The 24,589-nt window shown below is 41.0% G+C and carries 24 protein-coding genes and 8 tRNA genes; 15 read left to right on the forward strand and 17 right to left on the reverse strand.

Features of this window, described 5'->3' with window-relative positions:
• Positions 1-4: 4 nt before the first annotated feature.
• On the reverse strand, positions 5-1,438 hold the full coding sequence (gene miaB / locus OCI93_RS00770; protein WP_261592440.1) for a tRNA (N6-isopentenyl adenosine(37)-C2)-methylthiotransferase MiaB: 1,434 nt from the start codon (positions 1,436-1,438) through the stop codon (positions 5-7).
• A 251-nt stretch (positions 1,439-1,689) separates the two neighbouring features.
• Here miaB and OCI93_RS00775 point away from each other — a divergent pair, with 251 nt between their 5' ends.
• Positions 1,690-2,847, forward strand: coding sequence for an FAD-dependent oxidoreductase (locus tag OCI93_RS00775; protein ID WP_261625563.1), 1,158 nt, complete (start codon positions 1,690-1,692; stop codon positions 2,845-2,847).
• Between the two features lie 356 nt (positions 2,848-3,203).
• Here the strand turns inward: OCI93_RS00775 and OCI93_RS00780 are convergent.
• The 14 genes from OCI93_RS00780 to lolB form a co-directional block, all read right to left on the reverse strand.
• Positions 3,204-3,278: transfer RNA gene (locus OCI93_RS00780), tRNA-Gln, on the reverse strand.
• Positions 3,279-3,317: 39 nt separating this feature from the next.
• A tRNA-Leu gene (locus OCI93_RS00785) sits at positions 3,318-3,402 on the reverse strand.
• A gap of 166 nt (positions 3,403-3,568) precedes the next feature.
• Positions 3,569-3,643 (reverse strand) — tRNA-Gln (locus OCI93_RS00790).
• Positions 3,644-3,686: 43 nt separating this feature from the next.
• Positions 3,687-3,771, reverse strand: a tRNA-Leu gene (locus OCI93_RS00795).
• A 198-nt stretch (positions 3,772-3,969) separates the two neighbouring features.
• A tRNA-Met gene (locus OCI93_RS00800) sits at positions 3,970-4,046 on the reverse strand.
• A 2-nt stretch (positions 4,047-4,048) separates the two neighbouring features.
• Positions 4,049-4,123, reverse strand: a tRNA-Gln gene (locus tag OCI93_RS00805).
• Positions 4,124-4,152: 29 nt separating this feature from the next.
• Positions 4,153-4,237: transfer RNA gene (locus OCI93_RS00810), tRNA-Leu, on the reverse strand.
• Between the two features lie 48 nt (positions 4,238-4,285).
• Positions 4,286-4,362: transfer RNA gene (locus tag OCI93_RS00815), tRNA-Met, on the reverse strand.
• Positions 4,363-4,572: 210 nt separating this feature from the next.
• Positions 4,573-5,664 (reverse strand): redox-regulated ATPase YchF, encoded by a 1,092-nt coding sequence (gene ychF, locus OCI93_RS00820; protein ID WP_261595138.1) that lies wholly within the window; start codon positions 5,662-5,664, stop codon positions 4,573-4,575.
• A gap of 47 nt (positions 5,665-5,711) precedes the next feature.
• Entirely contained in the window at positions 5,712-6,296 is a 585-nt protein-coding gene (gene pth / locus OCI93_RS00825) for an aminoacyl-tRNA hydrolase (protein ID WP_261595137.1), read from the reverse strand.
• Positions 6,297-6,315: 19 nt separating this feature from the next.
• Positions 6,316-6,933, reverse strand: coding sequence for a 50S ribosomal protein L25/general stress protein Ctc (locus tag OCI93_RS00830; RefSeq protein WP_261595136.1), 618 nt, complete (start codon positions 6,931-6,933; stop codon positions 6,316-6,318).
• Between the two features lie 165 nt (positions 6,934-7,098).
• The gene (locus OCI93_RS00835; RefSeq protein ID WP_261595135.1) at positions 7,099-8,046 is read right to left on the reverse strand and encodes a ribose-phosphate pyrophosphokinase; all 948 of its coding nucleotides are present in this window, start codon (positions 8,044-8,046) and stop codon (positions 7,099-7,101) included.
• Between the two features lie 80 nt (positions 8,047-8,126).
• Complete coding sequence (gene ispE / locus OCI93_RS00840) at positions 8,127-8,975, reverse strand: 4-(cytidine 5'-diphospho)-2-C-methyl-D-erythritol kinase (RefSeq protein ID WP_261595134.1); 849 nt, start codon at positions 8,973-8,975, stop codon at positions 8,127-8,129.
• A gap of 1 nt (position 8,976) precedes the next feature.
• Positions 8,977-9,561 carry a lipoprotein insertase outer membrane protein LolB gene (lolB, locus tag OCI93_RS00845; protein WP_261625564.1) on the reverse strand — a complete coding sequence of 195 codons (585 nt, stop codon included), beginning with the start codon at positions 9,559-9,561 and terminating at the stop codon, positions 8,977-8,979.
• Between the two features lie 83 nt (positions 9,562-9,644).
• Here lolB and hemA point away from each other — a divergent pair, with 83 nt between their 5' ends.
• The 13 genes from hemA to OCI93_RS00910 all read left to right on the forward strand — a co-directional run bounded on the left by hemA (position 9,645) and on the right by OCI93_RS00910 (position 21,535).
• Complete coding sequence (gene hemA, locus OCI93_RS00850) at positions 9,645-10,901, forward strand: glutamyl-tRNA reductase (RefSeq protein ID WP_261595132.1); 1,257 nt, start codon at positions 9,645-9,647, stop codon at positions 10,899-10,901.
• Positions 10,902-10,908: 7 nt separating this feature from the next.
• The gene (prfA, locus tag OCI93_RS00855) at positions 10,909-11,994 is read left to right on the forward strand and encodes a peptide chain release factor 1 (RefSeq protein WP_261595131.1); all 1,086 of its coding nucleotides are present in this window, start codon (positions 10,909-10,911) and stop codon (positions 11,992-11,994) included.
• 2 nt (positions 11,995-11,996) lie between these two features.
• On the forward strand, positions 11,997-12,851 hold the full coding sequence (gene prmC, locus OCI93_RS00860; RefSeq protein ID WP_261595130.1) for a peptide chain release factor N(5)-glutamine methyltransferase: 855 nt from the start codon (positions 11,997-11,999) through the stop codon (positions 12,849-12,851).
• Between the two features lie 34 nt (positions 12,852-12,885).
• A complete protein-coding gene (locus OCI93_RS00865) occupies positions 12,886-14,436 on the forward strand; it encodes a response regulator (RefSeq protein WP_261595129.1) in 1,551 nt (516 codons plus the stop codon).
• A gap of 11 nt (positions 14,437-14,447) precedes the next feature.
• Positions 14,448-14,822: a SirB2 family protein gene (locus OCI93_RS00870; RefSeq protein ID WP_261595128.1), complete on the forward strand. Its 375-nt coding sequence runs from the start codon at positions 14,448-14,450 to the stop codon at positions 14,820-14,822.
• Between the two features lie 187 nt (positions 14,823-15,009).
• On the forward strand, positions 15,010-15,819 hold the full coding sequence (locus OCI93_RS00875; protein ID WP_261595127.1) for a tetratricopeptide repeat protein: 810 nt from the start codon (positions 15,010-15,012) through the stop codon (positions 15,817-15,819).
• A 23-nt stretch (positions 15,820-15,842) separates the two neighbouring features.
• Complete coding sequence (locus tag OCI93_RS00880) at positions 15,843-17,093, forward strand: DUF819 family protein (protein WP_261595126.1); 1,251 nt, start codon at positions 15,843-15,845, stop codon at positions 17,091-17,093.
• A 12-nt stretch (positions 17,094-17,105) separates the two neighbouring features.
• Positions 17,106-17,960, forward strand: a complete 855-nt coding sequence (kdsA, locus tag OCI93_RS00885) for a 3-deoxy-8-phosphooctulonate synthase (RefSeq protein WP_261595125.1) — start codon at positions 17,106-17,108, stop codon at positions 17,958-17,960.
• Positions 17,961-18,017: 57 nt separating this feature from the next.
• Positions 18,018-18,911: a transcriptional regulator GcvA gene (locus OCI93_RS00890; protein WP_261595124.1), complete on the forward strand. Its 894-nt coding sequence runs from the start codon at positions 18,018-18,020 to the stop codon at positions 18,909-18,911.
• The gene (locus OCI93_RS00895; RefSeq protein WP_261625565.1) at positions 18,911-19,540 is read left to right on the forward strand and encodes an alpha/beta family hydrolase; all 630 of its coding nucleotides are present in this window, start codon (positions 18,911-18,913) and stop codon (positions 19,538-19,540) included. Before OCI93_RS00890 ends, OCI93_RS00895 begins: the two co-directional genes overlap by 1 nt.
• Positions 19,533-19,901, forward strand: a complete 369-nt coding sequence (locus OCI93_RS00900) for a DUF423 domain-containing protein (protein ID WP_261595122.1) — start codon at positions 19,533-19,535, stop codon at positions 19,899-19,901. Before OCI93_RS00895 ends, OCI93_RS00900 begins: the two co-directional genes overlap by 8 nt.
• Before the next feature lie 12 nt (positions 19,902-19,913).
• On the forward strand, positions 19,914-20,999 hold the full coding sequence (rlmM, locus tag OCI93_RS00905) for a 23S rRNA (cytidine(2498)-2'-O)-methyltransferase RlmM (protein ID WP_261625566.1): 1,086 nt from the start codon (positions 19,914-19,916) through the stop codon (positions 20,997-20,999).
• 170 nt (positions 21,000-21,169) lie between these two features.
• Positions 21,170-21,535, forward strand: a complete 366-nt coding sequence (locus tag OCI93_RS00910) for a cupin domain-containing protein (protein WP_261625567.1) — start codon at positions 21,170-21,172, stop codon at positions 21,533-21,535.
• A 65-nt stretch (positions 21,536-21,600) separates the two neighbouring features.
• Here the strand turns inward: OCI93_RS00910 and OCI93_RS00915 are convergent, their stop codons facing one another.
• Positions 21,601-21,999: a hypothetical protein gene (locus OCI93_RS00915; protein WP_261625568.1), complete on the reverse strand. Its 399-nt coding sequence runs from the start codon at positions 21,997-21,999 to the stop codon at positions 21,601-21,603.
• Between the two features lie 330 nt (positions 22,000-22,329).
• On the opposite strand from OCI93_RS00915, the gene OCI93_RS00920 reads away from it, so the two are divergent.
• Complete coding sequence (locus OCI93_RS00920; RefSeq protein WP_261625569.1) at positions 22,330-23,163, forward strand: LysR family transcriptional regulator; 834 nt, start codon at positions 22,330-22,332, stop codon at positions 23,161-23,163.
• Positions 23,164-23,299: 136 nt separating this feature from the next.
• On the opposite strand, the gene srmB is transcribed toward OCI93_RS00920, so the two are convergent.
• Positions 23,300-24,532 carry an ATP-dependent RNA helicase SrmB gene (gene srmB / locus OCI93_RS00925; protein ID WP_261595117.1) on the reverse strand — a complete coding sequence of 411 codons (1,233 nt, stop codon included), beginning with the start codon at positions 24,530-24,532 and terminating at the stop codon, positions 23,300-23,302.
• Positions 24,533-24,589 lie beyond the last annotated feature (57 nt).

Genomic DNA, 24,589 nt, shown 5'->3' on the forward strand with positions numbered 1-24,589 from the left:
TAGCTTATGGCGTAAAGGTGGTAACACCTAGCTCATCAGCATCGGGCTCTACCGCCGCACGATTTAGTATATCGGCTGGCGCAATATCCTTACGTAAGTTCATTTCTGATTCTGTACGAATTAATGTGCCACGTAAAGAGTTTGGTAATGCTTGTGTTATACGTACATCTACAAACTGACCGATCACTGAGTGTGGACCTTCAAAGTTAACAACTCGGTTATTCTCTGTTCGGCCACGTAATTCCATAGGGTTTTTCTTCGATGGACCTTCTACAAGAATACGCTGCTCGGTATCAAACATTTTACGGCTAATGTCTTGTGCCATTTGATTGATACGGTTTTGTAGCAGATATAAGCGTTCTTTTTTCTCTTGCTCAGATACGTCATCAGGCAAGTCGGCTGCCGGTGTACCAGGGCGAGCAGAATAAATAAAGCTGAAGCTCATATCAAAGCCAATATCATTAATTAGGTTCATTGTGGCTTCAAAATCAGCGGTAGTTTCGCCAGGGAAGCCAATAATAAAATCGGATGACATGCTTAGGTTCGGGCGAATTTTGCGAAGCTTACGAATGGTAGATTTGTACTCAAGTGCGGTGTGTCCACGTTTCATTAAATTTAAGACGCGATCTGAGCCACTTTGTACGGGTAAATGTAAGTGATCAACTAACTCAGGTACATCCGCATAAGCTTCAATTATGTCAGGGGTAAACTCTACTGGATGTGATGTGGTATAACGGATACGGTCAATACCATCAATGGCAGCAACATAACGGAGCAAATCCGAGAAGTAGCAAGTTTCGCCGTCATGAGTTTCACCACGATAAGCATTTACGTTTTGGCCAAGTAGGTTAACTTCACGCACTCCTTGCTCTGCAAGTTGGGCAACTTCTAATAATACGTCATCAAGCGGACGACTTACTTCTTCGCCGCGAGTGTAAGGTACTACGCAAAAAGTACAGTATTTTGAACAGCCTTCCATAATAGAAACAAATGCGCTTGGACCTTCCGCTTTAGGCTCAGGCAAACGGTCAAATTTTTCAATTTCAGGAAATGAAATATCAATGACAGCGCCTTGCTTGCTCTGGACTTGTTTGATCATCTCCGGTAAGCGGTGCAAGGTTTGTGGACCAAATACAATATCAACAAATGGCGCGCGTTGACGAATTGTATCACCTTCTTGAGATGCCACACAGCCGCCTACACCAATGACGAGATCCGGATTGTCATCTTTCAATAACTTCCAGCGACCTAATTGGTGAAATACTTTTTCTTGTGCCTTTTCACGAATCGAACAGGTATTGAGTAAGATAACGTCAGCTTTGCCGGCTTCATCTGTTAGTTGATAGCCATTGGTAGCATCTAGTAAGTCAGCCATCTTCTGAGAGTCATATTCATTCATCTGACAACCCCAGGTTTTTATATGCAACTTTTTACTCATTGAAATATTGCCTCGTTTTCAATTCGGATCTTATGCACAACGTCGCGCAATTATTAGTTTGCTATGCAATTGCAAAGCTTAAAGGACGCGTATTTTATATGACCTAAGGTCACTAGCCAAGTATAGTTTTTAACTTTAAAAAGGTGGATCAAAGCTTAGCGTATTGACGTGATTACACACGAGCAAAACAAAGTGACTTGCGATACAATTCTATTGTGAAAAATATCTTCAGGCATGTAAGGCAAAGTTTAATGAAAAACAAGGTAGTGATAGTAGGTGGTGGTATGGTTGGTGCCGCCGCAGCGATAAAGCTAGCACGTCAAGGTGCACAGGTTACCGTGTTAGAAAAGCACCTTATTGATGCACAACATGAGCTCAGTAATGAGCAAGTTGATATTCGTATCTCTGCGATTAACCGTTTTTCAGAAGTGCTGCTAGAAGAGTTAGGGGCAATGCCTAAACTGCGACAATCACGTTTAGCACCTTATCAGCAACTTGAAGCCTATGAGCATCCAAATAATACACTGCTATTTGATGCCGCTGATATTTCACAAACTCACCTAGGGCACTTAATTGAAAATAAATTGATTCAGGCCAGCTTGTGGGCTCAGTTTACAGAGTATGACGTAAAAGTAGAGCAGGTAAGCATGCCACCGAAGGCATTAGAGCAAAATTTAGATTCTATTACCCTGCATTATGACGCTCACCATTATCAGGCTGATTTACTGATAGCGGCAGACGGTGGGCGCTCAAACGTACGTAACTTAGCCAATGTTGGTGTAACTGGCTGGCAATATAATCAAGCTTGCATGGGAATATTAATTAAGTTGGATGCGCCACAACAATATAAAACGTGGCAGCAATTTAAGCCTTCAGGCCCAATTGCATTTTTACCCATGCAGGCACCTTACGCAAACTTGATTTGGTATCAAGATGCTGCCGAGCTGGCTAGTTTGGCGAGTTTGTCAAACCAACAATTGAAAGAGCAGATTTTAACGCATTTCTTTGCATTACCTGGTGACTTTACGATTGAACAAAAAGCTGTTTTTCCTTTAGCTCGACAACATGCCAATCAATACAGTCAAGGTCGCTTAGTACTCATAGGGGATGCTGCGCATACGATTAATCCTTTGGCCGGACAGGGAGTTAATCTTGGCTTTAAAGATGTTGCTGCACTGGCTGAATGCTTAGATGGCTTAGATGATATAGGCAACGCTAGGGCACTTAAGACATATGAGAATCAGCGTCGCGGTGATAATTTAGCCATGATGAGTATGATGGATGCTTGTTATTTTGGTTTTTCCAATGATTTAGCGCCGTTAAAGTTTTTGCGTAACAGTGTATTAAAGTTGGCAGATCAAGCCGGGCCTTTAAAGCGAAAAGTACTTCAGCATGCAATGGGGTGGTGATTCATATTTGTATGAGAGCACATCAAGCGGACTTAGGTCCGTTTTGTGTGAGGCTTTATCCTAAATGAGTAAACTTATACCATATATGGTATTAAACGCAGTTTATGAGTTATTTAGTTCGCTAAAAGTAGTTTATTTTAATATAGCGAATGTATGAAACAAGTTAATTAAAGAAGAGATTTGGATGATTTAAAATTAAAAATAGGGTAGAGAAGAGAAAGTTGAAAAAGTTGAAAAAGTTGAAAAAGTTTTTATATGATGCGTAGAGAAAGAGTTTAGCTCTTAAACTAATACATTTACTAATTCCACAAGCGTGGAAAACATTTAGGTTATTGGATTCTTAACTATAGAAAGAGTGGCTGGAGTATCAGGATTTGAACCTGAGAATGGCGGGATCAAAACCCGCTGCCTTACCGCTTGGCTATACTCCAACAAATATCTAAGCCTTAATTTTTTACATCTTTAAGAGATGGTGCGGAGGGAGAGACTTGAACTCTCACACCCGAAGATACTGGAACCTAAATCCAGCGCGTCTACCAATTCCGCCACCCCCGCACAGGAGGTTGTGCTTATTAAGTGGAACCTAAATCCAGCGTCTAATTCGACATCCGGCCAATTCCGCTATCCTCGCACAGGAGGTTGTGTATATCTCCTATAAAGGAGGTTACACATAGTAGTTAAGCTACAAGCTTTGATATTGCACTCTTACTGGTAGAAAGAGTGGCTGGAGTATCAGGATTTGAACCTGAGAATGGCGGGATCAAAACCCGCTGCCTTACCGCTTGGCTATACTCCAACAATCAATGTTTTCATATTTATAGTTTTACATCTTTAAAAGATGGTGCGGAGGGAGAGACTTGAACTCTCACACCCGAAGATACTGGAACCTAAATCCAGCGCGTCTACCAATTCCGCCACCCCCGCACAGGAGGTTGTGCTTATTAAGTGGAACCTAAATCCAGCGTCTAATTCGACATCCGGCCAATTCCGCCACCCCCGCACAGGGGTTGTGCATATTTAGAGGAATCTAAATCCAGCGTCTAACTCGACATCTGGCCAATTCCGCCACCTCGCACAGGAGGTTGTGCTGTTTAACCACTATTGCACTTTAGTGGGAGTAAATGGTGGCTATGCCCTGATTTGAACAGGGGACCCCATCATTATGAGTGATGTGCTCTAACCAGCTGAGCTACATAGCCATTGGCTGGAGTATCAGGATTTGAACCTGAGAATGGCGGGATCAAAACCCGCTGCCTTACCGCTTGGCTATACTCCAACAATTACTCCAACTTCTAAATTAGAAGTTGGTGCGGAGGGAGAGACTTGAACTCTCACACCCGAAGATACTGGAACCTAAATCCAGCGCGTCTACCAATTCCGCCACCCCCGCATTAAATCACAAAAGCTAAACCAATGAGTTTGGTAGTAAATAAAAACATGGTGGCTATGCCCTGATTTGAACAGGGGACCCCATCATTATGAGTGATGTGCTCTAACCAGCTGAGCTACATAGCCATCTATTTTTATTACTCATCATCGCTGATGCGGGGCGTATTATGCTGATATGGCCCAAACACGTCAATACCTTTTTTACAAAAAACTGCTCTTGGCGGTTTGTTTGCGGATTAAATAGCCGAATTGGTCACGTTAATGTCATTGCTAGTTGCTATTTTAATCAATTTAATAAAAAAGGGCTATTAGGCCCTTTTATAATTTAATGTGGTTTTAAACATTAAATAAGAAGTTTAAAACATCACCATCTTTTACGATGTAATCTTTACCTTCTTGGCGGAATTTACCCGCATCTTTGGCACCATTTTCTCCACGATATTGAATATAGTCATCAAAAGCAATGGTTTGAGCACGAATAAAGCCACGTTCAAAGTCAGTGTGAATTTTACCAGCCGCTTGCGGTGCTGTTGCACCTACAGGAATGGTCCATGCACGAACTTCTTTAACGCCTGCGGTAAAATAGGTTTGTAGCTTCAATAACTCATAACCGCCACGGATCACTAGGTTTAGGCCTGGCTCTTCAAGTCCTAAGTCTTCCATAAATTCAAGCTTATCTTCGTCATCAAGTTCTGACAGTTCTGCTTCGATAGCGGCACATACAGGAATGACAACTGCATCTTCAGATGCAGCTATTTCACGAACTTTATCTAAGAATGGGTTGTTTTCAAAGCCATCTTCATTTACGTTAGCGATGTACATTGTTGGTTTGATAGTTAAGAAGTTTAAGCTCTTGATTGCTTCTTTTTCTTCTTTTTCCAATTGTAATGAGCGCAGTGTAAGGCCTTCGTCTAAATGAGCTTTTACTTTTTCAAGCACCTCATTTTGGAACTTGGCTTCTTTATCGCCACCTTTAGCTTTTTTTGCATTTCTTTGCACAGCACGGTCTGCGGCATCCATATCTGCTAAAACAAGCTCAGTGTTGATAACATCAATATCATCAGCTGGGTCGATAGTGCCTGCGACGTGTACGATATTTTCATTTTCAAAGCAACGGACTACATGGCCAATCGCATCAGTTTCACGAATATTAGCTAAAAACTGGTTACCAAGGCCTTCACCTTTTGATGCACCTTTAACCAGACCTGCAATATCAACGAACTCCATCGTAGTTGGTAAAATACGCTGTGGACTAACAATTTCTGCGAGTTGCTCAAGGCGGTTATCTGGAACAGGTACCACGCCAGTATTTGGCTCGATAGTACAAAATGGAAAGTTTGCGGCTTCGATACCCGCTTTAGTTAATGCATTGAAAAGGGTAGATTTACCAACGTTAGGTAAACCAACAATGCCACATTTAAAACCCATAGTTTTGAACCCTATTTTAACTCAGATAAACGCGATATATTTTTTGATCACGGCTTAAATGAATGTAGTCTGTTTTGTGCTTTTAACACACCGTCTTTTGCTAAAATTTCCATGCAACGAACTGCTTCATCAACTGCAGCTTCAATTTTCTCTTGGTCTTCTTTAGGTGCTTTTCCTAGTACCCAGCCAGTTACTTTATCTTTGTGGCCCGGGTGACCAATACCAATACGTAAACGCATGAATTCTTTGCTGTTAGCCATTTTGGCGATAATGTCTTTTAAGCCGTTATGGCCACCATGACCACCGCCTTTTTTCAACTTAGCAATTCCCGGTTCTAAATCCATCTCATCATGTGCAACAAGAATATGCTCTACCGGTATTTTATAAAAATTAGCTAGGCTACTCACCGCTTTACCACTTAAGTTCATATAAGTAGTTGGGATCAAAAGTTTAAATTCTTGATTATTGATGAGTATTTTACCAGTTAGGCCATGATGTTTGGCATCTGGTTTTAATTGGCAGTTGTAGCGTTTGGCGAGCTCGAGAATGAACCATTCACCAGCATTGTGACGTGTGTTTTGATATTCGGGGCCTGGATTAGCCAGGCCCACAAGCATTTGAATATTGCTCAAGGTGCTTACACCTCAATTATTATTCAGCAGCGTCTTCGTCAGTTGCTTCTTCTGATGCAGAACCCTTAGGTGCATTTAAAGTAACAACAGCTTGGTCGTGGCCTTCACCTTTACCAAGTTCAACTGATGCAACACCAGCTGGAAGAGTGATGTCAGAAAGGTGAATAGTTGCACCTACTTCCATTGCAGCTATATCGATTTCGATGAACTCAGGTAGTGCTGCTGGTAAACATGTTACGTCGATTTCAGTAACTAGGTGAGCAACAGTGTTACCGCCTTTAGTTGCAGCTTCTTCGTTTAAGAAGTGAACTGGTACTTTAGTGTGGATCTTATGGTTAGCATCTACACGTTGGAAGTCTAAGTGAGTAACTTTAGGCTTAAATGGGTGACGTTGAATGTCTTTTAAGATTGCTTCAACAGACTCGCCAGCAATGTTAAGCGTAAGGATGTGGCTGTAGAAACCTTCATCTTCCTGTGCTTTTATTACTTTGTTGTGCTCTAGAGTAAGCGCTAATGCTTCTTTATCAGCACCGTATAAGATTGCTGGCACTTTGTCTGCACGACGTAGGCGGCGGCTCGCACCCGTACCCAAGTCAGCACGTACTTCTGCATTCAATGTATATAATTCGTTAGACATAATGTTTCCAAAAATTTAATTAATGTTTAAGGTGCTCGCGACCAAACACCCTACCTAAAAAGGCGCGCTACTATACCATTGCCAGTGAATAAAGAAAACATAGAACCACAAAAAAAGCACCCTGGGGTGCTTTTTGCGTTTTACATCGATGTAGTCACACTGTAATTAGTGTTGGAACATCGCTGAAATAGACTCTTCGTTACTAATACGACGAATAGTTTCAGCTAGCATATCAGCAAGCGTAAGTACTTTGATATTGTCTAAAGCACGTAACTCATCTGACAATGGAATTGAGTCGGTAACAATAACTTCATCAATCACAGAGTTACGTAAGTTTTCAGCTGCTGCACCTGAGAGTACAGGGTGGGTAGCATAAGCGAATACGCGTTTTGCTCCGTGCTCTTTAAGTGCTTCAGCGGCTTTACAAAGCGTACCACCGGTATCAATCATGTCATCTACGATAATACAGTCACGACCTGCAACATCACCAATAATATGCATAACTTGTGACACATTTGCTTGTGGACGACGTTTATCAATAATAGCAAGGTCGGTGTCATCAAGTAACTTCGCAATGGCACGGGCACGTACTACACCACCAATATCCGGCGATACGACAACAACATCTTCAAATTCACGTTCTTTCATGTCATCTAACAGTACCGGGCTACCAAATACGTTATCAACAGGAACGTCAAAAAATCCTTGGATTTGTTCAGCGTGAAGATCAACCGTTAAAACACGGTCAACACCAACGCTAGATAGGAAGTCAGCAACAACCTTAGCAGTGATTGGAACACGGGCAGAGCGCACACGGCGGTCCTGACGAGCATAACCAAAATAAGGGATAACAGCGGTAATACGACCCGCAGAGGCACGACGTAATGCGTCGACCATAACGATAAGCTCCATAAGATTATCGTTTGTTGGGGCACAAGTTGACTGGATAATGAAAACATCCGATCCGCGTACGTTTTCATTGATTTGTACGCTGATCTCGCCGTCACTAAAACGACCAACAACAGCATCACCTAATTCAATGAATAAACGTTTTGCAACTTTTTGAGCTAACTCAGGTGTTGCGTTACCAGCGAAGAGCTTCATGTCAGGCACGGTAGGGTTCCTCAGGCACTGAATTTTTGGACTAACATGCAATGACAGAGTCAAAACAGGCTAACTTAAACAATTTACTTCTACATTTTAAGCCAATTATCTAGTTGCATATGCGCAACTGATATATTGGAACTTGGGGCTATAAACCCTTGCCAGCATGACGGTAATGAACTGAGCACACGCTGTGCTGCAGCTGCTGAATCAAATTCAACAAAACAACACGCTCCGGTTCCCGTCATACGAGACGGCCCGTATTTTAGCAACCACCCTAGGGTCTTTTCAACCTCGGGGTAGAGCTTTTTAACCAAAGTCTCACAATCATTGCGGGTATTTGACAGTTTCCAGTCAGTTGTAAGCTTCTTTGTGTCCCTAGGTAAGTCAGGGTGAGTAAATACCTTTTTAGTACTAACATGGACATTTGGAAATACCACACAAAACCAACGTTTCTCTAGGGTTACGGGCATTAAATTTTCACCAACACCCTGCGCTAAAGCGGTTTTTCCATTGATAAAAACAGGCACGTCAGCACCTAATTTTAGGCCAATTTGAGCCAATTTTTGATTGCTTAAATTACATTGCCATAATTGATTAATCGCTAATAATGTTGTTGCTGCATCTGATGAACCACCGCCAACACCTCCCCCCATAGGCAAGTTTTTGGTTAATGTGACGCTGATACCTTTTTGAATTTGTTTATAAGGTTGCAGCGCCCTAATTGCTTTATAGATTAAGTTATCTTCTAAAGGAATATCGGCTGTATCGCCGATTATATTGATGCAATCTTGTTCATTAAGGCGAAAAGTCAACTCATCACCAAACTCTAAAAAGGTGAATAGCGTTTCGAGTTCGTGATAACCGTCAGCTCTTTTTGCATTGATATGTAAAAATAAATTAAGTTTGGCTGGTGCCATAAGCGTTAAAGTGGTCATATTAAAACTGCCATGAATTGAGCTGAACTTTTATTCGTAAGGTTTTATGGGATAGATTCATACGAGTGGGTAGCCACATGCCATCTACAAGTGAGAATTGTTGATATTGAGCTTGCCATAGCTGGCCTTGTTGATCAATCCAAGTACTTTCGCTTAAACGCCCTTGTGTATCATATTGGTTATTTGGGTTATCTACCATACCTGTAAGCCAAGTAGGTGCTTGAGCGATAGGCAAATCTAAGCCAGTGAGACGTTTTACTAATTGTTGACTGTCGGCGTCAACATAGGTCTTGCCGTCATGCTGCAGTTCACTGTGTTGTGCTAATTCTGTAAGCGATAATATGCGTGTGCCAATGAAACTCGTCAGGATAAGCTGCTGCTTATTATTATTGTATTGCCAATTAAAATTTGCAGATTGGCGTTGTGTATCACTGATAAAAGCTAATTTACCATTTGCTTGCCAGCTTGTTTGTTCCTTTAATGAGGCTCTCCAATCACTAGTTTGTGGCTGTGGAGGCGTGATTTTCTGCGCACATCCAGTAATAAATAAAAAAAACATGAGCAAAATCAAGTGAAATCGTGTCAAATGATGTTCCTTACTTTCCATATTCGATTGATTTTTGGTAAAATTGCCAACTTTAAAATAGGGCGCGGGCAATTCTGGCATCTATGACTATCATAGCACTAGGTATAAATCATAAAACTGCATCAGTAGAATTGCGCGAAAAAGTCGCTTTTTCACCTGAGCAATTATCTCAAGCTCTTATTGAACTTGCGCAACAAGCCCAGTTCAAAGAAAGCGTGATTGTATCAACCTGTAATCGTACCGAAATCTATTGTAGCCTTGAGCATGAGAATTCCCAAGTGCTTCTTCAGTGGCTTGCATGTTTTCATAATGTAGATGAATCGCAATTGAGCGATAATGTGTATGTCCATCACAATCAAGATGCTATAAATCACTTGATGCGTGTAGCTTGTGGGCTTGACTCATTGGTGCTCGGCGAGCCACAAATTTTAGGCCAAATTAAGCAAGCTTATAATAGTGCCAAACAGCATCATGTAATAAAGCCAACTTTTGAGCGGTTGTTTCAAAAAACATTTTCTGTTGCCAAACAGGTGCGCACTGAGACTGAGATTGGCGCAAGCGCGGTTTCTGTGGCATATGCAGCCGTTAATTTGGCCAAGCATATATACGGTCAGTTAGATAAAACCCGGGTGTTACTTATTGGTGCCGGTGAAACGGTTGAACTCGTGGCAAGGCATTTGTATCAGCATCACCCTAAGTCTATCACTGTCGCTAACAGAACCATTGAACGAGCTCAAGGCTTAGCAAGTGAAGTGCAAGGCCAAGTGATATCTCTTGCGCAATTGCCAGAAGAATTACACAAAGCAGATATTGTGATCTCGTCAACCGCCAGTACGTTGCCAATTATCGGTAAAGGGGTGGTTGAACAGGCACTTAAACAGCGTCGCCATAAGCCAATGTTGTTTGTTGATATTGCAGTACCGCGCGATATTGAAAGCCAAGTAAGTGAGTTAGATGCCGCTTATTTGTATTCAGTGGATGACTTGCAAGCCATTGTTAGCGAAAATATGGCAAGCCGAGAACAAGCAGCACGTCAAGCACAAGCTATTATAGAACAGAGAACGCGAGAGTTTGCCCAATGGCAACGCTCGTTAAAATCTGTTGATGTAATTGTTCAATACAGAGACAGTGCCCAGCAAATTAAAACAGAGTTGGTTGAAAAAGCACTCAACCAACTAGAATCAGGCAAGCCTTCAGAAAAGGTGTTGCTAGAGTTGGCTAATAAATTAACTAACCGTTTAACTCACGCCCCGACAAAAGCGATTCAACAAGCCGCTAAGTTGGGAGATTTTGAGCAGTTAGCACAACTTAAACAAACATTAGGAATTGAGCAGGAATAATACGTTAATGAAAGAGTCCGTATATCGTAAATTAGAGACCTTAGCTGAGCGCTATGAAGAAGTGCAAGCAATGCTAAGTGATCCAGAAGTAATTGGTGATCAGAACCGTTTTCGTACACTATCAAAAGAGTATTCAGAACTTGAAGATGTTGTAAAAACGTTTGCTGCCTATCAACAAGCTCAAGAGGATGTAGCAACATCAGAAGAAATGCTAAAAGACTCAGACCCTGATATGCGCGAAATGGCCCAAGAAGAGTATAAAGAAGCAAAAGCGGCGATAGTGCAGTTAGAAGATGACTTGCAGGTATTAATGCTACCTAAAGATCCAAAAGACAGCAACAACGTGTTTCTTGAGGTCCGTGCCGGTACGGGTGGCGATGAAGCGGCTATTTTTGCTGGAGACTTATTTCGCATGTACAGCCGTTATGCTGAAACTCAAAAGTGGAAGGTAGAAGTAGTCAGCACCAATGAAGGTGAACACGGTGGCTATAAAGAAGTGATAGCAAATATCAGTGGTGATGGTGTTTACGGAAAGCTAAAATTTGAATCTGGTGCGCACCGAGTTCAGCGAGTACCTGAAACTGAATCTCAGGGCCGTGTACATACTTCAGCATGTACGGTTGCAGTAATGGCGGAAATCCCTGAAGCTGAAGCAATTCAAATTAATTCTGCAGATTTAAAAGTTGATACATTTAGAGCATCAGGTGCTGGTGGCCAGCACGTCAATAAAACAGACTCTGCTATTCGTATAACTCACATCCCAACAGGGGTTGTGGTTGAGTGTCAGGATGAGCGTTCACAGCATAAAAACCGTGCCAAAGCTCTATCCGTTTTAGGCGCACGTTTGCAACAAGCCGAAGATGAAAAACGCCAAGCTGCAGAAGCATCAGAACGTCGGAATCTGGTAGGTAGTGGCGATCGCTCAGAACGTATTCGTACTTACAACTACCCACAAGGGCGTATTACAGACCACCGTATCAATTTGACTTTATATCGCTTGAATGAAGTGGTGGCAGGCGAGCTAGGAGCAATTATTGATCCATTATTGCTTGAACATCAGGCTGACTTACTCGCGGCGATGGGTGACGATTAATCGTGTCATTATTTAATGTTGCTGAGGCTGTTGCTTGGGCAACAAAAATACTCAATAAAACCTCACCAAGTCCGAAGCTAGATAGTGAGGTTTTATTGCTACACAGTCTCGATAAGCCACGCAGTTACTTATTTGCTTGGCCTGATGCGTCACTTAACGAGTCACAGCAAGAACATTTTGAAGCGTTGATAGCAAGGCGACAAGCAGGTGAACCCGTTGCACACATTGTTGGAGAAAGGGAGTTTTGGAGTCTCCCTTTAGAGGTTAATGCAAGTACCTTAATTCCTCGTCCAGACACTGAAACTTTAGTCGAACATGCATTGACGCTTACCTTACCATCAGTAGCAAAAGTGCTCGACTTGGGCACCGGAACAGGCGCAATTGCATTAGCCCTTGCATCTGAGCACCCGAACTGGCAGATAAGTGCTTTGGACTACTCAGTGGATGCTGTTGCCCTTGCAAAACGAAATCAGCAAAAACTCGGTTTAAATAATGTCTATATAAAACAAAGTAATTGGTATCAGGCTGTAACTAATGAAAAGTTTGATCTGATTGTGAGTAACCCACCGTACATAGAGAGTGATGATCACCATTTGTCTCAAGGAGATGTAAGGTTTGAACCGCTTACTGCGCTTGTGGCTGATGATGAAGGGATGGCTGACATTAAAACGATTATTGCTCAAGGTACTGAACACCTAAATCATGGCGGTTATTTGTTAATTGAACATGGATATAGGCAAGCTGTTAAATTGCAGCAGTATTTTGCACAAATGGCGTATAGCAATATACTTACAATTAAAGATATGGCAGGCTGTGATCGTGTAACTCTAGCTCAATGGCTAGGGAAGTCCCCATAATAATTAAATTGATGTGCACTTAAAGGATCTCTATATGGATGATTTTTTGTTTTCTGATGAACCGAACGAAGTCATTGAGCCGGAAAGCAGCGGTAAGTGGAAAGTGATCATCGTTGACGATGAACCTGAAGTCCATGCAGTGACTAAACTTGCGCTGAGTGATTTTGAATTTCAAAAAAAGCGATTAGAGTTTTTAAGTGCGTATTCTGGAGAAGAAGCACGAAAAGTAATCAAAGAGCACCCCGATGCTGCCATTGTATTACTTGATGTGGTAATGGAAACCGATGATGCAGGTTTGCAGGTTGCTAAATTTATTCGTGAAGAAGCAAAAAACAACCATATTCGAATTATTTTAAGGACGGGTCAACCGGGGCAAGCGCCAGAGCGGCAAGTTATTGTTAATTATGATATCAATGATTATAAGTCAAAAACGGAATTGACAGCTCAGAAGTTATTTACGGTTGTGATGTCTAGCTTGCGCTCTTACCGTGATATTCTTGCTATCGAACAATCCCGCCAAGGTTTAGAGAAGATAATCTGTGCATCGCGAGATATTTTTGCGACTCACTCAATCGAGCATTTTATTCAAGGCGTAATGCAACAGCTGACGTCTTTGTTAGGTACTGTTGATGAAGCAATGTATGCTACCTCGTTAGTAGCAAGTAATCAGTGTAGTAAGCAAAGTGGGCAGTTGGTAGTATTTACCGGTCGAGGCGAGTTTGAGCGCAGTGAAGGCAAACCAATTAGTGAGGTACTTACTTCTGATCAGCTTGAAGCTTGCAATCAGGCTCTTCAAGATAAAGGCATAGTATATAAAAACAACTATTTATTTGCTTATTGCTCCAGTGAATATAATCATAGTTCTATGCTATTTGTATCAGGGATCCCAGAGCATTTAACTGATACGCAAAAGCATCTTATAAAAATATTTTCACAAAATGTGCAGTTAGCTTATGAAAATGTACAATTACAAGCTGAGATTGAAAGTACTCAACAAGAACTTGTTTATCGTTTAAGCGAAGCCTTAGAGCAACGCTCTACAGAAACAGGGAATCACGTTAAACGTGTGGCCTATTTATGTGAGTTGTTTGGTAAATACAGTAAACTGAGTCACCATGATGTTGAATTACTTAGAATGGCATCACCATTACATGATGTGGGTAAAGTAGGTATACCCGATGCTATTTTAAATAAGCCCGGTAAGTTAGATGACAAAGAATGGGATGTAATGAAATCGCATACTTTAAAGGGCTATAAAATTTTACAAGGCTCGCGGCGTGAGATAGTAAATGCTGGAGCAATTATCGCCAAAGAACATCATGAGAAATGGGACGGCAGTGGCTACCCTGAAGGTAAAAAGGGCGAAGATATTCATATTTATGGTCGTATAGTCGCTTTGGCTGATGTGTATGATGCTTTACGTCATAAGCGCTGTTACAAAGCATCTTGGGGTAAAGAGCAAGCATTGGAGGAAATTAACAAGCAAAAAGGCAAACATTTTGACCCTAAGTTAGTTGATATATTAAATGCACATATCGATGATGTTGAAGGTATTTTGACGCGTTACCCTGATAAACCACAATAAAAAGAGATTTTATGGATTACATAGCAATAAAGCATACACACGTACTGTTTGCTGTTTTGAGTATTTTACTGTTCTTCACCCGTGCAATTTCTCGTTTGGCTACGGGAAAGATAGCGGCCAACAAAGGTGTATTTATCACCAGTCATAGTGTTGATACATTACTGTTAATATCGGCCTTCGCGTTATTGGCAATAGGCAAAATTAACCCAATTGACCAGCCGTGGTTGATTGAAAAAATCATACTTGTTGTTGCATATATTGTATTAGGTATAGTGAGTGCGAAGGCAAGTACTCGGACTTTGCAAGTTGGTACTTTGGTTGCTGTAGTTTTTTCTTTGTTAGGGATTGGTTATTTAGCGGGCACAAAATCTGCACTTATTTTATAGTTCAAATTCTTGTTTTAAATACATAAAAGCGCATGATTTGATGCGCTTTTTTTATCTTTGATTTTCATAAAAATATATTCGAGACAAATTTTTTCACACAAGCTCCACAGTATCACTATTTGGGTCTTTAACAAAAAGTGATAGACTAGTCCTTCGTTTATAGATTATGTGAGTTAATGCGGTATATATGACTGATATCTGGTTCGAAGAACAAGGTGGTAGTACAGAGTACATACTTCAAGATGCTTTGCTAAGATGTATCAAAGCTGAGTTGCACTGGGATGCGCAAGCCAAATTAGAAAATAGCTTTTGTCAGCTTGCAGAGTTTGAGTTGTCAGTAGATAGACTTTGCAGCCAGTATTCACAACAACATCAACGATTAGATAAATTATTGGATGCTTTTTATACCGATTGGCTGTTCAGTGGCAGTGATCAGAATATTCCAGAGCATTTACTCAATAGTGTTTGCTATACCTTAAATATGCGAAGTGGATCACCTACCTCATTGGCATTAGTTTTAAGTCATTTGCTAAAGCGTGCTCAGTTTGATGCCAATATTGCTTTGAGCCAAGGCGAGGTTATGGTGCATGTAGCTATAAGCAATGATGAAGGCTACTTAGTCGATCCAAATAGCGGTCAACAAACTTGGTACATCATACCAGAGAACGAACAAGATAAAGACCAAGAAGAAGAGCCAACAGAGATAGTTACAGATGATGAAGCCGTCAAGTTGTATTTAGCACAGCAAAAGTGGGCATTTATTGCAGTAGATAAATTTGGTCATGCATTGAGCTGTGTTGAATTGTTGATGGACCTGATAGGTGATGATCCCTATGAGCGCCGCGACAGAGGCTATTTACTTAACCAGTTAAACTGTCCAAAAATGGCGAAAGCTGATTTACAGTTCTTCGTGGATGAATGCCCTGATGACCCTACGATTGAAATAATTGAGCATCAAATTTCAGAGCTTGCCGATCACAACAACATACTACATTAATAGTAACAATACAGAGGTACGGTATGTCACAAGGAAGCGCTTTAATTACCAATAATGCAGTTATATTGGGTTTGCTCGCACTTATTCTTGGTTTTGTTTTTTATACGTCTAATTTAAAGCAGGGTTTTTGGGCTAAGTTTTATAAGTATGTTCCCGCACTGTTAATGTGCTATTTCCTACCTTCTTTACTGAACACCTTTGGTATCGTTGATGGTAGTAATAATGATGTTTATACCGTAGCAAAATACTTCTTATTGCCCGCCTGTTTGGTATTACTCACTTTAAGTATCGACCTCAAAGCGATAATGGGGCTGGGTAAAAAAGCGTTAATTATGTTTTTAACGGGGACCGTTGGCGTTGTGATAGGTGGGCCCATTGCATTACTAATTGTAGCAACAGTGATGCCTGATTTGCTCGGTGTGGCAGGGCCTGATGCGTTATGGCGGGGTATGACTGCATTGGCTGGAAGCTGGATTGGTGGTGGGGCGAACATGCTGGCCATGAAAGAGATTTACGGCGCTGGTGGCGAAATATTTACCATCATGGTCACCGTCGATATTGTAGTCGCTAATTTGTGGATGGCAGTCTTATTGTTACTCGCGGCAAGGCACAAAGAGATTGATGCGAAAACCGGGGCAGATACCAGCTCAATTGATCGTTTAATTGATAAGGTGCAGCAGTTTGAAGCCCAACATGCTCGAAAGCCAGAGTTGAGAGATTTGATGATTTTATTGGCTTTGGCGTTTGGAGCGACGGGGGTGGCACATTTTGCAGCTGATTTACTGGTGCCATTTTTTATAGATAATTACCCAGAGCTGAAAAAGTTTTCGCTGCACAGTAAATTATTTTGGATTATCGTTTTGGTAACGACTATAGGATTGGCATTATCGTTTACCAAGGCTAGACAATTTGAAGCCGTTGGGGCTTCTAAGGTTGGCGCGAGCTTTTTGTATATCTTGATTGCAACAATAGGCTTGCATATGGATATTGCAAAGATAATTGAAGCACCAAAATATATAGTTATAGGTATAATTTGGATGGGTATTCATGTTGGCTTGCTATTTCTGGTCGCTAAACTCATCAAGGCCCCTGTATTTTATGTTGCGGTAGGTAGTAAAGCAAATATAGGGGGAGCTGCCTCTGCACCTGTGGTGGCATCGGCATTTCACCCTGCATTAGCACCTGTTGGTGTATTATTAGCAGTACTTGGCTATGCGTTGGGTACTTATATGGCGTGGCTCTGTGGGCAGTTACTACGCATTATTGGCAGTTAAGTTGGAAAAAATATGAACACACAAACGATTAGTTTGGCTAACATTGAAATTGCAAATGATAAGCCATTTACACTATTTGGTGGAATGAACGTTCTAGAATCTCGTGATTTGGCAATGCGTATTGCAGAACACTATGTTGAAGTTACACAAAAACTAAATATTCCTTATGTTTTTAAAGCATCTTTTGATAAAGCGAATCGTTCGTCGATTAATTCATATCGTGGTCCGGGTATGGACGAGGGCTTGAAAATATTTGAGGAAATTAAGAAAACCTTTAATGTGCCATTAATCACCGACGTGCATGAACCACATCAAGCACAGCCAGTTGCCGAAATAGTTGATATTATTCAGTTGCCAGCATTTTTAGCACGACAGACAGATTTGGTCGTTGCTATGGCAAAAACAGGTGCGGTGATCAACGTTAAAAAGCCACAGTTTTTAGCACCGCATGAAATGCGCCACATTGTGAAAAAAATTAATGAAGCTGGTAACGAGGAAGTAATTTTATGTGAACGTGGCAGTAGCTTTGGTTACAATAACTTAGTCGTTGATATGCTTGGTATGGATGACATGAAGCATATGGCCCCAGTTATTTTTGATGCAACCCATGCATTACAACGACCGGGTGGCCGTAGTGATTCAGCTGATGGACGTCGTGCTCAGGCTGCAGAGCTTTCACGTAGTGGTATGGCACTGGGTTTAGCGGGATTATTTATTGAGGCACACCCTAATCCGAATGAAGCAAAATGTGATGGCCCTTGTGCTTTGCCATTGGCGAAATTAGAAGGGTATTTACAGCAAATGAAAGCAGTTGATGAGCTAGTAAAAAGCTTTTCTGAGCTTGATACTAGCGCGGCAGATTTATAAGCAAAACAGCAAGCGCATATTAATGTGCACTTGCTAAATTTGTAAGGCTCTTTAGCTATGTCCAGAAGATTCCCCCCCTTAAATGCACTTAAAGCGTTTGAAGCCGCAGCTCGACATTTAAGTTTTACCAAAGCAGCAGAAGAGTTATATGTAACTCAAGCTGCAGTGAGCCATCAAATTAAGATTCTAGAAGAGCATTTGGGCCTTAAATTGTTTTTACGTAAAAACCGTTCTTTGTTGCTTACAGAAGAAGGGCAAGGCTATTTTCTGGACATCAAAGAAATATTCACGCAGCTTGTAGATGCTACTGAAAAACTACTGGCTCGTGGTGCTAAAGGGTCTTTAACGGTCAGCTTAACACCGAGTTTCGCGATTCAGTGGTTAGTTCCTCGGCTTAGTTTATTTAACGAACTACACCCAGAAATCGATGTGCGAATTAAAGCACAAGACCATGATGAAAATTCATTAACAGATGATGTTGATGTGGCAATATATTATGGACGTGGACACTGGAGTGGTGTGCAAACCCATAAGCTTCATACCGAATACCTAGTGCCTTTATGTAGCCCACTATTACTTAATGGTCCAAAGCCGCTAGATCAACCAAGTGATTTGTCACAGCATACGTTGCTTCATGATACAACTCGACGTGCATGGAAAGCGTGGATGAAAACCGCTGGCGTACGTAATATTCAGGTTAATCAAGGGCCAATTTTTAGTCACTCTTCAATGGTTTTACAAGCTGCTGTACATGGTCAAGGTGTTGCGTTAGGCAATAGTGTATTGGCTAAACCTGATTTAGACTCCGGGCGTTTAATTATTCCATTCAATCATGTGCTTGAGAGTAAGAATGCCTACTACTTAGTATTGCGCGAGGCGCAATCAGAATTAGGTAAAATTGTTTCATTTAGAGACTGGATGCTCAGTCTTGTTGAGCAAGAGCAACTGTAATGTCAATACACTGGTTTAGACCAAATCAACCGATTGCCCAATTAATTTTCGCCCATGGAGCCGGAGCAGGTTGTGATTCGCCTTTTATGCAAACAATGGCGCAACATTTATGTGATTTAAACATTCAAGTCGGGCTGTTTGATTTTGAATATATGCAACAAGCCAAAGCATTTGGTAAGCGTCGCCCACCTGAACGAGCCCCAAAGTTGCTAGCTTATTTTGCCAAGCAACTAGCGCAAGCTGACAAACAGTTACCATTATTTATTGGTGGTAAGTCAATGGGGGGAAGAATGGCCTCAATGTTAGTTACACAAGGATTTGACTCTGTTAAAGGAGTGATTGCAATGGGTTACCCATTTCATCCTCCGGGTAAACCACTCAAGCTGCGGACTGAACATTTTGTCGATATGCCTTGTCCATTTTTAGTGCTTCAAGGCGAGCGTGATACGTTTGGAACAAAAGCGGAGTTGTTAGCAATGCAATTCAATAAAACACCTGATTTTGTATGGTTTGCAGATGGTGATCACTCACTTAAGCCACGTAAGAAAAGTGGTTACCGTGAAGCTGAACATTTACTTGAAGCAGCAAAACACGCCGCCCAGTTTATGCAGGAGTATAGTCATGATTAAGCTATTTTTACTCGCAGGAAGTATATTTTGTATGCTATCTGTTGCTCTTGGCGCATTTGCAGCTCACGGCTTAAAACGTCACTTTGATGAATATGCATTGGGAATTTTTAAAACCGCCAGTGAGTATCAAATGACCCATGGCCTTGCGTTGATTGCAGTTGCGCTATTAATGAAATGGGGTGTTAAAGTCAGTATATCTGGCTGGTTGTTAATAGTTGGCATACTGCTTTTTAGCGGCAGTTTATACATATTAGCGATAACCGGTATTAAATGGTTAGGGGCAATTACTCCGATTGGAGGAGTATGCTTTATTGCCGCGTGGCTTGTTTTGATAGTCAAAATAAGCAAACATTCATTTTAAAAGAGAGCTCAAATGTCGAGTGTTGTAATTTATTGTCGTAGTGGGTTTGAAAATGATGCTGCTGCGGAAATTAACCACCATGCTGCTTTGCAAGGAGTTGCGGGTTATGTAAAGGCTAAACCAAATACCGGTTTTGTCACATTTGAGTGCTTTGCACCAAATGACGCCGAGTTGTTGATAAAAAAAATTAATTTTAAAAGCTTGGTATTTGCTCGCCAGTGGTTTGCTGGCACATTGCTTAATGATATGGATATTGAGGATCGAGTCAGTGCGGTTAAAACGCAGGTTGATGACTTTCCACTTTGTGGTGATTTACGAGTCGAAACTCCGGATACCAACGAGGGAAAGGAGCTTTCAAAGTTTTGCAAAAAGTTCTCTACTCCATTGGCAAAAAGTTTAGAGAAGCACAATAAGCTGACAAGAGACTATAAGCCAGCAAAACCTGTGTTACATGTGCTGTTTTTAGCCAATGATACGGCTTATGTTGGGTATTCATTGAGTAGCAATAACTCACCGTTTTTTATGGGGATCCCGCGTTTAAGAATGCCCAGTGATGCTCCGAGTCGTTCCACTTTAAAATTGGATGAAGCGTTTAACGTATTCGTACCAAAAGAGCAAGCTGAGCAGCGTGTGCAATCAGGAATGAGAGCGGTCGATTTAGGCGCGTGCCCTGGAGGTTGGACTTATCAATTAGTGCGCCGTGGTATGTTCGTTGCTGCTATTGATAACGGCCCGATGAATGATGCACTCATGGAATCAGGGCAAGTAAAGCACTACACAGAAGATGGTTTTAAATACTTGCCAGAAAAACGCAATGTTAATTGGTTAGTGTGCGACATGGTTGAAAAACCTTTGAAGGTTACTAACTTAATGCTTGATTGGATAGTCAATGCTTTTGCTAAAGAATTAATATTTAACCTAAAATTGCCAATGAAAAAGCGTTTTGATAGTGTGTATGAGTGCTTAACGCTCATTCATGAACAGTTGACTAAATATGAAGTGGACTATGAGCTACAAGCCAAGCACTTGTATCACGACAGAGAAGAAGTGACGGTACATATTAAAGTTAATCGTGTGCCAGAGAAGTTATACAGCTAATACAAAGTAGCTCATTGTTGGGCTACTTACTCCCTCTTACTATTCATTTTACCCATTTCACTGCAAGCTTTTTGACTTATCTTACTTCATGACATTTAAGGATATGAAGGTTTACTTTCAGTGTGGGTGGTGTAATTATGGGTCCAGCTAACAGCCTAAGAGGAAAGCCCATGGAAAAAATTAATCTGGCAGATAAGTTTTCACAGTTCGATGAGTACTGGACACCAAAAGTTATTGCAGAATCAAACCATCAATTAGTGAAAATAGCCAAAGGAGATGGGGAGCTTGTTTGGCATAAACACGATAATGAAGACGAGCTATTTATCGTGTTTAAAGGGCAATTAACTTTGCAATTAAAAACAGAAAATATTGTACTCAACCCCGGTGAAATGTACGTTGTGCCTAAAGGTGTTGAGCATTGCCCAAAAGCCACACCTGATACCCATTTTCTGATGGTGGAGCCTGCCTCTACCGCACATACCGGCGAAGTGGATAGCGAACTAACTGTTTCACAAGAACAACAACAATGGATATAGTTGAATCATAATTACATGGTGAATACTCACTTTATTAATTCACGGTGAAAGGTTTATGTTTGTCATCATGAATAAACCAATGTGCTGACATGTTCGCGAAAGTAATCAATTTGACCGTTTGATTCGTGAGAAATAATATAGGTTTGGCTATCAACGTCTTTTTGAGCTAAACCATACCAGAATGATTGACAAAATGTTGTGCAATACCAACCCGGCCCTAACGGTTGAGAATTTAATGATTTTATAGTGGTGCCTTTGGGAAAGATATCCTGACCTAATCGGGTCAGTAGCGTTATAAAATCAGCTTTATTTTTACACTGTTGCCAGCATGTATCGGCATCATCTTTATAATGATCAATTCTCAAATCAATATCTTCTGCAATAAATTCAAGTAGTGTCATATCCCCTTGCTCAAATCGGTTTAATAACTGGTGAATTGCAATTGCACTATTTCGCTCATACATAGATTTTCTCTCTTATTTGGTTAGCTAAAAATGAACCCTTAACACCAACCTGCAATAATACTTAATCATTTTTAGGAACTAAATCTAACACTAGCTGCGTTATACATTTATCTCTTATAACAAAAGCATAGCGAAATACCTGCCAGGCTATCGATAAAGTTTCATGGTCTCAAAATAGATCACTTATTTAAGCGGATTAGGATAAGTTCAATAATGTGAGTTATAAGGTATTTTCTATTTCAAAACCCTTATTCAAACTTGAGGTTAAATTAGCAATTACGTATCCATAGGTATAATATTGTTTATATTTTCAAGGTATAGATAAATTATATGATAGAAATAAAGCCACTACGCTATTTTGTTGCCGCTTATGAAGAAGGCTCAATAACGGCAGCAGCATCACGTTGCTTTATCGCTCAGCCATCTATTACACATGCAATAAAAGCGCTGGAAACGACTTTAGGTGTCATATTATTTGAACGTACTAAGCAAGGTATTAAAGCAACAAAGCAAGGGCATATGCTTTATACACTAGCGTGCGATTTACTATTACAAAATCAACAACTCCACGCGGCGTTTGTACCTAGCAACAAAACTGAACTTTATCTCTATGTGCAGCCGGATATTAATATTGAACATTACGCAAATATCATTCTGTCTATCCAGCAAGTGGATAATAATATTAGTCTTTCGATTGCAAGCTCTGTTGAGCAATCGCAATTAGCAATCATTGATGAACAACGTTTACCAACACAATTTAATAGTATTCAGCTTAATCAAGAGTGTTATCAACTGTTGGTTCGACATGACCATAAACTTGCAAAAAATAAAAGGGTCACGCTCAATGATTTTAAATCACTTACATTTATTGAAAGGCCATACTGCACTAATCGAAAAGAGTTTGAACGCCTGATCCATGTTAATAACATGCTTATTACGTACAAAGGAAAAGCGATTCACGACCTTCAATTGCAAGGTTTGGTGAAGTTAGGTTTTGGAGTAGCTGTTATTCCTCAGTCTTATATTCCAAAGGATGATGAGCTGGCTACTATTCCTATTGCTTTGGATACGCCTATATCACGGTCGATAGTATTAGCCTATCGTAAACTACCGCCACAGCTGATATCGTTTATAGAGCAAGTTGTGAGCACAGATGGTATTTGAGTACAATGAATATGGATAATATTGAATAAGGAGTGATAGGCGTAATCGCCAGTAGCAAAAGGATATTGGCAAAGCATTGTAGAGACCGCCAACAATGGGCAGTCTCTAAAGAGCGTACAATCTAAAGTAGCCGAAGTTACTTCTTTTTCTTTTGCTTAGCCTTTAATTTTTTCTTGGCCTTGATTTTTACCGGATCTTTCTTTTTCTTAGGCAGCTTGGCTTCTTTATGTTGAGGCTCGACTCCTTTGATAATACGTCGCTTTAAGCCTTGTTCAGTATAGCGCTCTACTTTTTTCAAAATAGCGGCATCGTGAGCTTCAACTAATGAAATAGCGGTGCCTTTTTTACCCGCCCTCCCTGTACGACCTATTCGATGAACATAAACATCAGCTGTACGTGGCATATCAAAGTTAATCACATGGGTGATGTCAGGTACATCAATTCCTCTTGCAGCAACATCTGTCGCTATTAAAATACGTGTTTTACCACTGTGAAAGCTTGCCATAGCTGACATACGTTTATCTTGAGGCATTTCGCCACGTAGCCAAGTGGTTTTGATGTCATTGGTATAGAGCTCACCAACAAGTTGTTCTAGTCGCTCACGGGTTTTGACAAACACGATGGCTTTGTGTACTTCTTCATCATTTTTAAGAAGGTGCGTAAGCATTGCAAGTTTATGCTTGTAATCGTCAGCTAAATGCACCCATTGGTGAATTTTCGCTTTTTCTTTACGTGATGATTCTGCCTCAAGTAGGGCAGGATCAGTTAGGATCCGCTCTGCAAATAGCTCTACACTGTCGCCCTCTAGCGTGGCCGAAAATAAAAAGCATTGACGGCGATTTTTAGCTTCATCACAAATGCGTAGCATTTCTTTTTTAAAGCCTAAATCCAGCATTCTGTCGGCTTCATCTAAAATAAGCAGCTCAACATTCTCGGCATGGAAGTTTTCAGTTTCTAGATATTCCATTAGTCGACCAGGGGTAGCTATCAGAATATCATTATTTTTTTCAAAGATTTCTTTGTGGCTACCATAATTGATCCCACCCGTTACCACCCCGATACGCAAGTGCGTGTTAGTCGCGAGAAGCTGACATTGCTCATGTATTTGATAAGCAAGCTCTCGAGTAGGTGTCATGATAAGGACACGCGCAAAACCAGGATCTCTGCGCGGAAAGTCAAGCAAGTACTGAACTGCGGGGATCAAGAAGGCGGCTGTTTTACCCGTTCCTGTTGGCGCTGAAGCTAAAATGTCACGGCCTCTTAGTGCTTCAGGTATTGCGAGTTGTTGAATGCTGGTGGCTGTTTCGTAGCCCATTTTGTCAATGGCGGCCAAAACTTTGCCATCGAGATCAAATTCAGAAAATTGCATAGCGCATCATAAATAAAGGACAATGAACGCAATTATACGCGCGATGTCTATTTTGGA

The sequence above is a fragment of the Pseudoalteromonas holothuriae genome (genome assembly GCF_945859825.1).
Taxonomy (GTDB): Bacteria; Pseudomonadota; Gammaproteobacteria; order Enterobacterales; family Alteromonadaceae; genus Pseudoalteromonas; species Pseudoalteromonas holothuriae.